General features: G+C 47.3%; 16 protein-coding genes. 8 read left to right on the top strand and 8 right to left on the bottom strand.

Going from position 1 to position 12366, the window contains the following annotated elements; all coding sequences use genetic code 11:
* Window positions 1-67: 67 nt before the first annotated feature.
* Complete coding sequence (locus tag PUN32_RS05765; protein ID WP_274722192.1) at window positions 68-976, bottom strand: Dyp-type peroxidase; 909 nt, start codon at window positions 974-976, stop codon at window positions 68-70.
* A 66-nt stretch (window positions 977-1042) separates the two neighbouring features.
* A complete protein-coding gene (locus PUN32_RS05760; protein ID WP_274722191.1) occupies window positions 1043-1507 on the bottom strand; it encodes a DUF2919 domain-containing protein in 465 nt (154 codons plus the stop codon).
* A gap of 142 nt (window positions 1508-1649) precedes the next feature.
* Between PUN32_RS05760 and PUN32_RS05755 the strand changes: the two genes are divergently transcribed.
* Window positions 1650-2003 carry a DUF2956 domain-containing protein gene (locus PUN32_RS05755; RefSeq protein WP_274722190.1) on the top strand — a complete coding sequence of 118 codons (354 nt, stop codon included), beginning with the start codon at window positions 1650-1652 and terminating at the stop codon, window positions 2001-2003.
* 13 nt (window positions 2004-2016) lie between these two features.
* Window positions 2017-2367 (top strand): DUF4156 domain-containing protein, encoded by a 351-nt coding sequence (locus PUN32_RS05750; protein WP_274722189.1) that lies wholly within the window; start codon window positions 2017-2019, stop codon window positions 2365-2367.
* A 109-nt stretch (window positions 2368-2476) separates the two neighbouring features.
* Here PUN32_RS05750 and PUN32_RS05745 read toward each other — a convergent pair whose 3' ends face one another.
* The gene (locus PUN32_RS05745) at window positions 2477-2764 is read right to left on the bottom strand and encodes a winged helix-turn-helix domain-containing protein (protein ID WP_166013401.1); all 288 of its coding nucleotides are present in this window, start codon (window positions 2762-2764) and stop codon (window positions 2477-2479) included.
* Between the two features lie 251 nt (window positions 2765-3015).
* Here PUN32_RS05745 and PUN32_RS05740 point away from each other — a divergent pair, with 251 nt between their 5' ends.
* From PUN32_RS05740 to PUN32_RS05725, 4 genes are read left to right on the top strand one after another with little or no spacing between them, the layout of a single operon-like run.
* Complete coding sequence (locus PUN32_RS05740; protein ID WP_274722188.1) at window positions 3016-3363, top strand: ArsC family reductase; 348 nt, start codon at window positions 3016-3018, stop codon at window positions 3361-3363.
* A 17-nt stretch (window positions 3364-3380) separates the two neighbouring features.
* Window positions 3381-4514 carry a succinyl-diaminopimelate desuccinylase gene (gene dapE, locus PUN32_RS05735; RefSeq protein WP_274722187.1) on the top strand — a complete coding sequence of 378 codons (1134 nt, stop codon included), beginning with the start codon at window positions 3381-3383 and terminating at the stop codon, window positions 4512-4514.
* A 2-nt stretch (window positions 4515-4516) separates the two neighbouring features.
* On the top strand, window positions 4517-5191 hold the full coding sequence (locus PUN32_RS05730; protein WP_274722186.1) for a M15 family metallopeptidase: 675 nt from the start codon (window positions 4517-4519) through the stop codon (window positions 5189-5191).
* Between the two features lies 1 nt (window position 5192).
* Entirely contained in the window at window positions 5193-5420 is a 228-nt protein-coding gene (locus PUN32_RS05725; protein ID WP_274722185.1) for a DUF2897 family protein, read from the top strand.
* Between the two features lie 210 nt (window positions 5421-5630).
* On the opposite strand, the gene bamC is transcribed toward PUN32_RS05725, so the two are convergent.
* Together bamC and dapA are read right to left on the bottom strand one after the other, a co-directional pair.
* Entirely contained in the window at window positions 5631-6650 is a 1020-nt protein-coding gene (gene bamC, locus PUN32_RS05720; protein ID WP_274722184.1) for an outer membrane protein assembly factor BamC, read from the bottom strand.
* 58 nt (window positions 6651-6708) lie between these two features.
* The gene (dapA, locus tag PUN32_RS05715) at window positions 6709-7587 is read right to left on the bottom strand and encodes a 4-hydroxy-tetrahydrodipicolinate synthase (protein WP_274722183.1); all 879 of its coding nucleotides are present in this window, start codon (window positions 7585-7587) and stop codon (window positions 6709-6711) included.
* A gap of 280 nt (window positions 7588-7867) precedes the next feature.
* Here dapA and PUN32_RS05710 point away from each other — a divergent pair, with 280 nt between their 5' ends.
* Together PUN32_RS05710 and bcp are read left to right on the top strand one after the other, a co-directional pair.
* Window positions 7868-8410, top strand: a complete 543-nt coding sequence (locus PUN32_RS05710; protein WP_274722182.1) for a glycine cleavage system protein R — start codon at window positions 7868-7870, stop codon at window positions 8408-8410.
* Window positions 8411-8424: 14 nt separating this feature from the next.
* On the top strand, window positions 8425-8892 hold the full coding sequence (gene bcp / locus PUN32_RS05705; protein WP_274722181.1) for a thioredoxin-dependent thiol peroxidase: 468 nt from the start codon (window positions 8425-8427) through the stop codon (window positions 8890-8892).
* Window positions 8893-8988: 96 nt separating this feature from the next.
* Here bcp and PUN32_RS05700 read toward each other — a convergent pair whose 3' ends face one another.
* From PUN32_RS05700 to PUN32_RS05690, 3 genes are all read right to left on the bottom strand, one after another.
* Window positions 8989-10860: a methyl-accepting chemotaxis protein gene (locus PUN32_RS05700; protein ID WP_274722180.1), complete on the bottom strand. Its 1872-nt coding sequence runs from the start codon at window positions 10858-10860 to the stop codon at window positions 8989-8991.
* Between the two features lie 178 nt (window positions 10861-11038).
* Window positions 11039-12109 (bottom strand): AI-2E family transporter, encoded by a 1071-nt coding sequence (locus tag PUN32_RS05695; protein ID WP_274722179.1) that lies wholly within the window; start codon window positions 12107-12109, stop codon window positions 11039-11041.
* A complete protein-coding gene (locus PUN32_RS05690; protein WP_274722178.1) occupies window positions 12102-12338 on the bottom strand; it encodes a sulfurtransferase TusA family protein in 237 nt (78 codons plus the stop codon). Before PUN32_RS05690 ends, PUN32_RS05695 begins: the two co-directional genes overlap by 8 nt.
* Between the last annotated feature and the right edge of the window lie 28 nt (window positions 12339-12366).

Raw genomic sequence — 12366 nt, 5'->3', positions numbered from 1 at the left:
TTCTTTAATAAAAAAAACCGAGCACAGGGCTCGGCTTTAACCAATTCGCTAAGCGATGTCGCCTAATTTACGACTGCTTTAAGGTCAGCGCTTGCAGCATAGCTGACGAGGGAGCAAACAAATACGCACCGGTCACGGCTTTGGTGAAACGCAGTAGTTGGTCGGTTTTGCCATCGGTAACACCATACATACTTTCCAGCATAGTGTGTAAATTATGCAACGTATGACAATAAGCCATAAACAGTAAGCCATGCTCACCACTAACGCTGCCATAAGGCAAACTGTGGCGAACGATTTTGAGCCCTTTGCCTTGCTGTTTAATATCGACACGGCCGACATGTGAAGCGGCAGGAACCTGCTCAAGCTCAACCGAATCGGCCTTAGTTCGACCAATCACTTTTTCCTGTGCCGCTAAGTTAAGTCGGTTCCACGCCGGCAAATTATGCACAAAACGTTGTACTAGCACATAACTGCCGCCAGCAAATTCTCCCTCAGCCACCAATGCGACTTGTGCACGCTGTTCGGCTTGTGGATTTTCGGTGCCATCGATAAAGCCCGTCATGTCTCGGGCATCTAAATAGCGAAAACCGTAGGTTTCATCAATGATTTCAATATCCTCAGCAATTTCGCTGATCCCTTTGCGTAGCGCGAAGAACAATAAATCGTGACGGGTTGAGTGGCAGTGGATCAGTATATCAACCTCGCTACTTGGCGCATGTATTTCGCCTGTGCCCAATTCAGCAAAAGTGATCAATTCTGGCGGTGGCGCGAGCTCAAAGTGCTGCCAGAACGATTGGCTGAACGCAATCGATATGGCCAATTCAGCGCCCGGCTGTTGCTGATTTATCTCGGCTACTAATTGTGGCAACGCCTGTAGCGCCGATAAAACCTGAGCAACATTTTGCCGAACTTTGATCAAGGTATACAACGCAAATGGGCCAGCTTCAGGCAAAATTGCGGTCTGTGACTTAAACATAATGAGTCCTTCTTTTTTTGGTATTGCGCAGTGTAATCCAATGTAACATCAAGGCGTTGACGGCGATCACGCCTTATCCAATTTCGAAATGGCTAAGCTATCTGCGACCTGACGGCTGCGTAGCAAATAGATGCCAAACCACAGTAGCAGCAGTAAAGTCAGGGCATTAGCCCAATGGAAAGCGCCTTGCTGTAAATAAACCTGCCACGCGGCTTGCACAAATTGGCCGACGACGACCAATAAAGTAATCAAGCGGCCTTGGGCGATGATTTGGTTAATTCGTGGCCGCTGCACATGACGCAGGGTGATTAACCACATCAAACCCAACACCGGTAAGCTCATCGCTAACCCGGTGTACAACAATCCGTGGTCAGGATAAACCCGCTCTAGTAAGCGTGAGCCATGCTCACGACTAACCCCGGCCATCACCAAGATCACCCAAGCTCGATTTAGCCACAACCATCCTAACCATAACCACAATGGGGCTTTTAAAAAACCTTGACTATCATACTGTTCTATAGAATAACGCACAGTAATCTCTAGCGACTCAACACAAGTTTGCCACTCTAGCGCAATAGATTAAAATGACCACTGCTAATTGTGCTAACACGTCATTTTTTACTGAGCTAGCACGTGCTAGTCTTACGCCCATGCTTTTTAATTTGAGTTAATAATGAAAAACCACAGCCCGCTTCCCTCACCACAAACGCAACAAGAAGCGCTGAAAATCAGCAAAGCGACTCAGCGCCCGGGTCAAACCAAAGAGCAGACTAAGCTTATCGCGCAAGGGATCGAAAAAGGAATTGCACTGTATAAAAAGCAGCACAAAGAGAAGCAGCGCCAAGCCGATAAGGCGCGTAAAAAAGCACTGAATGTCAAAACCAGCCACATCAATGCCACACAGACTTTACCCTTGATGAGCGAATTGCCTTTGCCCTCTGCGCAGAATCATTGGTTTAACAATGCTCGCTTAGCTTGGACACTGCTCGCCTTCAGTTGGCTGATTTTTTTGGGATTTCTATTTTGAAAGGAGTATTTCAATGATACGTATTGCTATGCTGAGCGTGGCCAGCAGCCTACTATTGGGGTGCAGCTCACCAATCCATTCACTGTCTGATGGCGCGGAGCAAATTCAGATCCGTACTGATGCGGGCTTTGATGCCAGTCAATGCCAATGGCTAGGCGATGCCACGGGTAGTGAAGGGTTTTGGTTTAACTCTTGGATTTATCCGAATAATGTACTGATCCAAGGGGCGATCAATCAGTTGAAAAACCAAGCGCTGGCCCATGGTGGTGACACCATCACATTAGATTATACCAATTATTTTCAAACTTCAGTCACCATGCTAGGTAGCCTCTACCGCTGCCAACCGATCGCTGGTGAGCCATAATCTGCTAAGTTTAAGCCGCTTAATCAAGCGGCTTAAATTGCATTACTGATGCACAACAGCCTCGCAGCGATCGATCGGCAAAAACAGAAAACAAGCCCATCATGCTGATTTAAGCGCAAAAACCCAAACTGGTTGCAATCGCTTGCTTACGCTGGGTAACCCATTGGCTATCAAAAGGTCCCCAATCTGAGAGTTGATAATAGCCATCGTTATGTCGGCGGCCATCTTGCACAAAATTCAATTCAATGCCAATCCCAGGCATCGCTTTGATCACATCTTGAATAGTACGCCGCGGCCAACCGGTTTTTTCAATCAGTTTGGGGACGTTAGGGCGCTCAATACTTTCCACTAACAGCGCTAAATATAAGCGTCTTGCAAAGACAGGACTCAGTTCCATTGATACCTCCTAAAGTATGCTGTACTCATTATTTCCGTTTTAGCATGCCATGTGTTGCGTTTGATCAATAACTTGCCAATCGATTTGCTGAGCCAGTTATTTTTTTCAAGCGTGAAATATTCCCCTCACACTTTTGTCTCTGTCGCCCCTTCCTGTTAGGATTGAATCAACAATAATCAAGGTGATCAGCAAGCTAAGCTTGACTAAGCCACCGATTCAGCACTTCAATCAGAACTCATCTAAGGATCAATATGACGACCACGCTGTACGGGATTACTAACTGTGACACGATAAAAAAAGCGCGCAACTGGCTAGAACAACAAGGAATTGCCTACCAATTCCATGACTATCGTAAACAAGGGATTGACCACCAGTTAGTCACTGAGTTTTGTCAGCAACTGGGCTGGCAGCAGGTGCTCAATAAACGCGGTACCACTTTTCGCCAACTCAGTGATGCACAAAAAGCCAGCTTAGATACCGAAAATGTCATCGACCTGTTAGTCGAGTTACCGGCGATGATCAAACGTCCGATTTTACACTATCAAGATCAATATCATCTTGGTTTTAGCGATGCGCAGTACCGCGCACTTTTTGCTTAATACAAGGAATTTCAAGGATGACCGATAGCCCTGTACTGGCTTTAGCCACAGACCTTATCAGCCGCCAATCCATCACCCCTGTCGATGCTGGATGCCAAGCCGTAATGATTGAGCGTTTAAGCGCGCTTGGATTTACGATTGAAAGCATGGTGTTTGCGGATACCACCAATTTTTGGGCACGCCGCGGGACACAAGCGCCATTATTTGTCTTCGCCGGTCATACCGATGTCGTACCAGCAGGCCCAATTGAACAGTGGAACACCCCACCTTTTGTGCCAACGGTGATCGATGGCATGTTATATGGCCGTGGCGCAGCCGATATGAAAGGCTCACTGGCGTGTATGATTGTTGCGGTTGAACGCTTTATTGCGGAGCACCCGGATCACCAAGGCTCTATCGGCTTTTTGATCACCTCGGATGAGGAAGGCCCTTTCATCAACGGTACCGTGCGAGTAGTAGAAACGCTGCAGGCACGTAATGAATGGATTGATATGTGTATCGTCGGCGAGCCATCCAGTACCGAACAAGTCGGTGATGTGGTCAAAAATGGACGCCGCGGTTCTATCACTGGCGATTTAAAAGTCAAAGGGACACAAGGCCATGTTGCTTATCCACATCTGGCTAATAACCCGATCCATCATGCGCTCCCCGCACTGGCAGAATTGGCGGCGACCGAGTGGGATGCGGGAAATCGCTATTTCCCCCCGACCAGCTTTCAAATCCCTAATTTGCATGCAGGTACTGGGGCTTCCAATGTGATCCCGGGTGAATTTTCAGTGCAGTTTAACTTCCGATTCAGTACCGAGCTGACCGATCATGATATCCAACACCGTGTCCAGCACATTCTCGATAAACATGGTTTGGATTACGATCTTAACTGGACACTCAGTGGCCAACCTTTTCTCACTGAAACCGGCGAACTGCTAGCTGCAGTGGTGTCCGCCGTTGAACAGGTGAATCATCAAGCGCCGGCTTTACTGACTACTGGTGGTACCTCTGATGGACGTTTTATCGCCCAAATGGGCGCTCAAGTGGTCGAACTCGGCCCTGTCAATGCCACCATTCACAAAGTTAACGAATGTGTGCGAGTCGCCGATCTAGAAAAACTGACCGATATGTACCAAAAAATCTTAACCCTGCTTTTGGACTGACTATGACACCAGAGCAATTGACCGGACAAACCGATAGCCATTTAGTCTCGGTGATGATCGGACAAAAAGCCTTTCTTGTTCATTCACAAGTGAGCGCCGATTTGCTGGCGCTCAAGCAAGCAGCGGCGCAAGCAGGCTTTAATCTGTGTATCGCCAGTGGCTTTCGCTCATTTGAACAGCAACTGGCAATTTGGGATCAAAAAATGACCGGCCAAAGACCGATCTTAGATCAACAAAGCCAACCATTGAATGTGAGTGCGATCAGTGAAGCGGACAAAGTACTGGCCATATTGCACTGGTCAGCTCTACCGGGGGCAAGCCGTCACCATTGGGGTACCGACTTTGATGTGTATGACCGAGATGCCCTACCAAGCAATACTCGTTTGTTACTTGAACCATGGGAATATTTAACCGGTCATCAAAGCCAATTTTGGCAATGGTTAACCAGCCACCTCAGCCAATTTGGCTTTTTCTTCCCCTATCAAAATGGGCAAGGTGTGGGCTTTGAGCCATGGCATATCAGTCATCGCGCCACGGCTCAGCAATGCTTAAGCGAATTCAGTGAGCCCTTATTGCAAGCCCAACTTGCCAGCGCAGCGATTGAAGGTAAAACCACCATTCATGCCATGCTGCCAGAGATTTATCTGCGCTTTATCACTAATATTTGTGAGGTATAAGATGGAGATACTGTTTAACCCTTGGGTAATTTCGCTGATTGTGGTTGCGGTCATGATCGGCAATATTGCCGCACTCAAATACACCGCCAATATGAAATGGGGGCAAATGAATAAGAAAAGCCAACTCGATCGCCTGAATGAACTCGATCAGCTGCGCCATCCTGCTGAAGCGGCTGACGCAAAGGTCAAACAGGCCGACCAATCACCAAAGCCACAAGATAAATCATAAACGCAATCACCTATACCCAAACAACTTGGAATTGCAGGTAAACGGCCAGTGAATGAATCCCGATGAGCATAGGCAAACGATGTGATTGAGGTGAAGGAACGTAGCCAACACCGCGGCAGCTTCAAATAGCAAGGGGATAACACAACAAAGGGATGCCAATGCATCCCTTAATATTATCGATCTGAATCTGGTGTCACCACATTAGGTAGGCTACTGATGATCGGCCACGGCTGCCAGCACCGGCACCATATCTTTAAGTAGCGCTTCATTGACCGGTTTACCGGTCGCATCGGTCACGTTAATTGAAGTACGGTTACCTAAATCACCCACTAACAACGTATAAATGCCCGATTTGAGTTCAATCGGCTGCACACCAACCTGTTGCCAGAATGCGTCACCCGGCGCCGCGTATTTCGCTTTGATCGTGCCTTGTGATTGGTTACGCTCTTCAATAGTAAAGCCCATTTTCGGCAGCAAATCCGGCAATCGTGGCCATAACACGTCATAAGAAGTACGTGCAATAATCACCGGCAGACCACTACGATCGGCGCCCATAGTGATCGGAATTTGTTTAACCAGTTGTTGAGCTCGGCGCGCGGCCTCGGCTCGGACGTCCGCATCATAACGTGTGGTTACCAAATTGGTCATAAAGGCGTTGTAGCGCTCTTTGTTGGTCGTCGTCACCGTTTGCACCTGACCATTTTCACGCCAATCAATCAGCGAAATATTAAAGCCATAGCGGTTGTTCGCCTCTCGCATTGAGATTAAATAGCGGCTACCAATCGTCACATCTTCATCTTCAGCCACCCATTCAACCCAATCGGTTTCAAGCTGAGTCGGGGTTTGCTGACGCAACGGAATCTCGCGTTGTGCAATCATACCCAGTGCGGTATCCCACACTTTTTGCGCTTCCTCTTTACGCAGCATCCATAAGGTTACTTCGCCATTTTGACGCTCGGCTCGCGCACCGGGGATCAATTCTAATACCTGCTGAGGAGGACGAATATCCACCACATCGCCGACACCACCGTGGAACTCCCCTTCAGGAAGGTCATAATTGGGATAAAACTGTGGCGTGGCACCTTGCGGTAATACCCAAGGCTTCAATGGCGTGGTTTCGAGGTAGTCGAAATCGTTTTTGGCTTGGCGACGCTGGGTTGCGCTGTTGGAGCAGGCAGTTAATACCAAAACAGCCAGTGAACCAACAACTAGCTGGCGAGAAAACTTCATTGAAACTCCTAAAAATGACCGGGGTAATCACTCCCCCGGCATAGTAATCGATAGCATTTTAATAAAGACAGGCTTCAGACAGTGCTTGGGCAATGATTGGGCGAGCAGGTTCAGACAATTCGGTCAAAGGAAGACGCAGATCACCATTTGCGATCAATCCCATCTTATGCGCGGCCCATTTCACAGGGATCGGACTCGATTCGATAAACAAATTTTTATGCAGCGTCATCAAACGTTGATTGATAATTTCCGCTTCAGCAAACTTTCCAGCCAAAGCCAAATGCAGCATATTGGCCATGTCAGCGGCCGCGATATTATTGGTCACCGAAATGACACCTTGGCCACCTAATTTGACGAACTCAAGACCGGTTGCATCATCACCGCTGAGCAGCACAAAGCCCTCTTTACACAGCGCACGGTGTTTGGCGACCCGACTTAAATCTCCGGTCGCATCTTTCAGTGCCACAATATTGTTGATTTCAGATAAACGAGCCACAGTTTCAGGCTGCATATCCACCGCAGTACGTCCCGGCACATTGTATAAAATCACCGGAATATCGGTCTCTTGAGCAATCGCGTTATAGTGCAAAAATAAGCCTTGCTGAGTCGGCTTATTATAATAAGGTGTGACACTCAGATAACCAGCAATACCGGTATTATTCAGCAAGCGACTGAAAGTAACCGCTTCATGAGTGGCATTGGCACCGGTACCGGCAATGATAGGCAGACGACCTTCAGCAAACTCTACCGTTTTTGCCACAACCTTGACGTGCTCTTCAACGGTCAATGTGGCCGATTCACCTGTGGTGCCGACAGAAACAATTGCATCTGTTCCCGCCGCAACATGAAAATCGACCAATTTTTTCAGGCTGATATAATCAACCTCACCGCCTGGAGTGAATGGCGTTATTAACGCAACGATACTTCCTGAAAACATGTCTATCTCCCTAATCTTATCCTCTCTGCATGGTAATGCATGGGGCTGAAAAAATACAAGCGGAGAAATGGGCTTAAATCATCATGTCGATCAATATTGCTAAGATGCCCCCAATAAAGCCGCGCTATGACAGTGATGGCCTGTTGGGTGGCCCGTTTATCAGAGCCTCGCCAAGTGGGATAATTTCTCGTTTAAGCACGCAGAAAAACCGCTTGGATCACGCTTTTTCTCTGGTTTAACTGTGTTAACATGCCGAGAAAATCATCTCAATAGTGACAATATGATTCAGCATCTAGTGATCACCGCTGTCGGCACCGACCGCCCCGGTATTTGTAATGAAGTGGTTCGGCTGGTTACCCAAGCCGGTTGTAATATCATCGACAGTCGTATCGCTCTGTTTGGTAAAGAATTTACCCTATTGATGTTGATCTCTGGAGCGCCAAGCACGATTACGCGAGTCGAAACCACACTGCCGGTGCTTGGTCAGCAGCATGATCTGATCACCATGACCAAGCGAACTTCTCCGCATGATCAGCAAACTCATGCCTATACTGTGGAAGTGTATGTGGAATCTGATGACCAGCTCGGCCTGACCGAACAATTCACGCAATTCTTTGCCCAGCGCCAAATTGGCATGGCATCACTCAGTGCGCAAACCATCAACAAAACCAAATTGGATAGTGAACAAGATCAATTCCATATCGCGCTCAGCGCTCGCGTCGACTCAGGCTGCAATCTCATGCAGTTGCAAGAAGAGTTTGCTGCACTGTGCCGCGAACTGAATGTGCAAGGCTCGCTAAACTTTATAAAAAACAGTCAGTAATCAAAGGAATAACTATGAATACGCTCACGATTGGTACCCCAGCTCCAATGTTTTGTTTACCCGATCAACATGGTCACCCCGTCTCTTTGACTGATTTTGCCGGCAAAAAAGTGTTGCTGTATTTTTACCCAAGAGCGATGACACCTGGCTGTACCGTACAAGCCCAAGGCTTACGTGATATTCAAGCCGAACTGCAAGCTCATCACGTGGTGGTACTCGGTGTGAGTATCGACCCGGTACCACGGCTGGCGAAATTTATCGAACGTGATCAACTCAACTTCACACTACTGTCTGATGAGCATCATCACGTGGCTGAACAGTTTGGCGTGTGGGGCGAAAAAAAATTCATGGGCAAATTATTTGATGGCCTGCATCGAGTCAGTTTTTTGATCGACCAACAAGGAGTGATTGAACAAGTGTTTGATAAATTCAAAACCACCAATCATCATCAAGTGGTGCTCGATTATCTCAATCAAGCCTAATCTTCAGTGCCTGATTCACTTAGCACAGCTTGGATATATTTAAGGCCAGTCAATGACTGGCCTTATGCTATGCAAAATACTCAGTTGTTGTAACAACTAGACAATAAACTTATTCAATAAACGATCTTGTTCACGCACATTTTCAGTCTGTACTTCCATCGCAATACTTGAGGCCGCCGCCGCGTCAGCAACTTTGGTCGATAAATCTTTAATTTTCACAGTATTACTATTGATCTCTTCCGCCACCAGACTCTGCTCTTCTGCTGCAGAAGCAATTTGCATATTCATATCGCTGATACGCTGAATCGCACTACGAATATTTTGCAATGACTGGTTGGCATGTTGCGCTTTCTGCACTGCATCATCGGCGGTGTATTTGCTTTCATTCATCGCCACGGAAACGGCATTAGCCCCCGATTGTAGCTGTTCAATCATGCTTCGAATTTCAGTGGTCGATTGCTGGGTACGCTGCGCCAGGGTACGAACTTCATCGGCCACCACCGCAAAACCACGTCCAGACTCTCCGGCACGCGCCGCTTCAATGGCCGCATTGAGCGCCAATAAGTTAGTTTGATCGGCGATATCGTTAATCACTTTTAAAATGGTTTCGATATTGCTCGTCGCGACTTCCAGCCCTTTAACTTCTTCCACCGCTTGTTCGATACGTGCGGACAAGGTATCAATTGAACGAGTAGTCTCGCCTACCACTTGACTGCCCTCTAGCGAGGCTTGATCTGCTTCATTAGCCGCAGTGGCAGCACCTTGTGCATTATTGGCCACTTCAGTAGCAGTCACCGCCATCTCATGCATGGCAGTGGCTAACTGCTCTAATTCTTGCAACTGTTGAGTTACCGCATGGGCCGACTCCTGAGCACCCGCCACGGTTTGTTCAGTACCGTGCATGATTTCAACCCCAATCGCTTTGAGTTGCTGAATTTGTCCCTGCAAGGTTTGGGTAAAGGTATTGAAACCACTGGCCAGTTGAGCAAATTCTTGATCGGTATCGGTATCTAGGCGCTGGGTTAAATCGCCTTGGCCTGAAGCTACATCTTGAATAGCCAGATTGAGTACCCCAAGTGGCTTCATCAAGATTTTGATCAGCATTCCGAGTCCCAAGATACTGATCACCACACCAATTAAGGTATAAATAATCGAACTATTGCGCAGTTCGGTTAAGGTCGCGAATGCGATCGACTCATCAATCACCGCGCCAATATACCAATTCTCTTCAGGAATAAGCGTGAAATTGACCAGATAAGTTTTTCCATCATGTTTAATGGTCTGCATGCCTGGCTGGATCTTCACGCCGGGCAAATAACGATTGAACGACTCACCATTGAAATGGGTTTGCGGGTGAGCAATTGTGCTGCCGTCTTTGGTGACAATAAACAGATAGCCCGCATCAAACAGATTCACCGAATTGACTAAATCGGCCAGCTCCGTTAATTCCACATCAAAGAAAATTGCCCCTTTGAATTGACGTTGATCGATCAATGGTGCACCGATTGAGATAATCGTTTGCCGAGTTGTGGCATCCACATACGGCTCGGTTACCACCAGTTTACGCTGCTGCTTGGCATCGAGATACCACGGCCGAGTGCGTGGTTCATAATCCGCTTCCACTTCCCACGCATCATCGTTTTCAACTACCGCCCCATCGCTGTCATAACCTACTCCGACCGTGATATAGCTCTGTTTAAGTTTTGGGGTTTCTAACACTTGACGCACGAATTCACGGTTATCAGGATCGAGTGCAACCACTTCGGTCGTGGTCTGCGCCAAGGTTTTTTTGCTGTTCAAATCCGCTTCGATGGTATTTTTCACCCCTTCCACCAGCTCGATTAAACTGCTATTAACGAAAGACTCTACTTGGCTGCGCACCGTGATTTGTTGCTGAAAAGAAAGCAAAGAGAGCACGATTAGCAGCAACAACGAGGACGCTGCGACAATTTTATGACTAAATTTCATACCTAACTCCAGATATACCGCGCGTTGTGTGCAGCAAAATAGGGGGAACATATCAACTATATCGTTGAGCAAGAGTATAACTTTAACTTTTTCTTGCCACTAGCTGCGATCACATTGGATGCAAAAAGCCTCACACAAGTGAGGCTTAACAACACATAATTTGGCCTTAACACGGCCATTAAGGGGTAAGTTCGTGATCGTCATCGACACTAGGTAACGCTTTCCACACTGCTTTGACCAACGTGGCTAATGGAATAGCAAAAAACACCCCCCAAAAGCCCCATAATCCACCAAACACTAACACCGCCACAATAATCGCTACCGGGTGCAGGTTAACCGCTTCCGAAAAGAGTACTGGTACTAATATGTTGCCATCCAACACTTGGATGATGCTGTAAGCAATCAGCAGAGTATAAAAAGGTGGCGTCAGTCCCCATTGAAACAAAGCCACAATCGCCACCGGTACCGTTACCGCCGCCGCACCGATATAAGGGATTAATACTGAAAGCCCAACCGCGACCGCCAGCAGCACGGCGTAACGTAAATCTAATATCGCGAAAGTGATATAACTGACCGTACCGACGATCACGATTTCCAGTACCTTACCGCGAATATAGTTAGAGATTTGTTGGTTCATCTCCTCCCATACTTTGGTCGCCAGCTTGCGATTACGCGGCAAAATACCGCTCGCCATATGCAACATTTGTTGTTTATCTTTGAGCAAGAAAAACACCAATAAAGGCACCAAAATCAAATAAACCGCTAGCGTAGCTAAACTGATCAACGAGGCCAGTGAGCCTTTCAACACACTCTCACCCATGCCGAGCACTTTATTTTTCGCATTACTGATCACCGGCTCAATAATTTCCAAATGAGCCAATTCAGGAAAGCGTTCAGGTAAACTGGTGATGAACTGCTGGGTACCGTTATACATATTCGGTACATCATTAATTAAGTTACCGACCTGCTTCCAAATCGTCGGTGCTAGACCAAACAGCGCCAAAATCATCAAGCCAGTAAACACGGTGATCACCAAAATCACCGCCAGCGTGCGCGGAATACGTAAGCGATGCAGTTGATGGACCGGCCACTCCAACAAATAAGCCAGCACAATCGCTACTAACAAAGGCGCAATCAAATGTCCGAAAAAATAGATGATAATAAAACCAAATAGCAAAATCGCGACTAAACTGGCCGCATGCGGATCAGAGAAACGTCGCTTATACCAACGACTGATCATTTCAAACATTCAAACAAATCTCCTGGCTAACCATCAGCGAATCATACTCGCGATGTGGGGTACGCTGGCAGTGAACAGGCAACTGAGCCATATATTGTTCAATATCGTGTAATGAGGCGGGATCGGCAATCAAAATAGTTAATGATTGATTGGGCAAGAGTGCCGCGGTGGCTCGCTTGGCTAACAACAAAGCTATCGGGCAACGTTGCTGACGCAAATCGAGAAGAATCGGTTCCATTCTGGCGCTTAATCCTTAATATAGGTGA

The organism is Vibrio chanodichtyis, from assembly GCF_028863985.1.
GTDB classification, from domain to species: Bacteria; Pseudomonadota; Gammaproteobacteria; order Enterobacterales; family Vibrionaceae; genus Vibrio; species Vibrio chanodichtyis.
Note: the sequence above shows the minus strand (reverse complement) of the source record. Positions and strands in the feature narration are given on the sequence as shown.

Bases quoted from the DNA above. Each gene is read 5' to 3' on its own strand.
- PUN32_RS05765 (WP_274722192.1), bottom strand. From the start codon at position 976: ATGTTTAAGTCACAGACCGCAATTTTGCCTGAAGCTGGCCCATTTGCG.
- PUN32_RS05755 (WP_274722190.1), top strand. From the start codon at position 1,650: ATGAAAAACCACAGCCCGCTTCCCTCACCACAAACGCAACAAGAAGCG.
- PUN32_RS05750 (WP_274722189.1), top strand. From the start codon at position 2,017: ATGATACGTATTGCTATGCTGAGCGTGGCCAGCAGCCTACTATTGGGG.
- PUN32_RS05745 (WP_166013401.1), bottom strand. From the start codon at position 2,764: ATGGAACTGAGTCCTGTCTTTGCAAGACGCTTATATTTAGCGCTGTTA.
- PUN32_RS05740 (WP_274722188.1), top strand. From the start codon at position 3,016: ATGACGACCACGCTGTACGGGATTACTAACTGTGACACGATAAAAAAA.
- dapE (WP_274722187.1), top strand. From the start codon at position 3,381: ATGACCGATAGCCCTGTACTGGCTTTAGCCACAGACCTTATCAGCCGC.
- PUN32_RS05730 (WP_274722186.1), top strand. From the start codon at position 4,517: ATGACACCAGAGCAATTGACCGGACAAACCGATAGCCATTTAGTCTCG.
- PUN32_RS05725 (WP_274722185.1), top strand. From the start codon at position 5,193: ATGGAGATACTGTTTAACCCTTGGGTAATTTCGCTGATTGTGGTTGCG.
- bamC (WP_274722184.1), bottom strand. From the start codon at position 6,650: ATGAAGTTTTCTCGCCAGCTAGTTGTTGGTTCACTGGCTGTTTTGGTA.
- dapA (WP_274722183.1), bottom strand. From the start codon at position 7,587: ATGTTTTCAGGAAGTATCGTTGCGTTAATAACGCCATTCACTCCAGGC.
- PUN32_RS05710 (WP_274722182.1), top strand. From the start codon at position 7,868: ATGATTCAGCATCTAGTGATCACCGCTGTCGGCACCGACCGCCCCGGT.
- bcp (WP_274722181.1), top strand. From the start codon at position 8,425: ATGAATACGCTCACGATTGGTACCCCAGCTCCAATGTTTTGTTTACCC.
- PUN32_RS05700 (WP_274722180.1), bottom strand. From the start codon at position 10,860: ATGAAATTTAGTCATAAAATTGTCGCAGCGTCCTCGTTGTTGCTGCTA.
- PUN32_RS05695 (WP_274722179.1), bottom strand. From the start codon at position 12,109: ATGTTTGAAATGATCAGTCGTTGGTATAAGCGACGTTTCTCTGATCCG.
- PUN32_RS05690 (WP_274722178.1), bottom strand. From the start codon at position 12,338: ATGGAACCGATTCTTCTCGATTTGCGTCAGCAACGTTGCCCGATAGCT.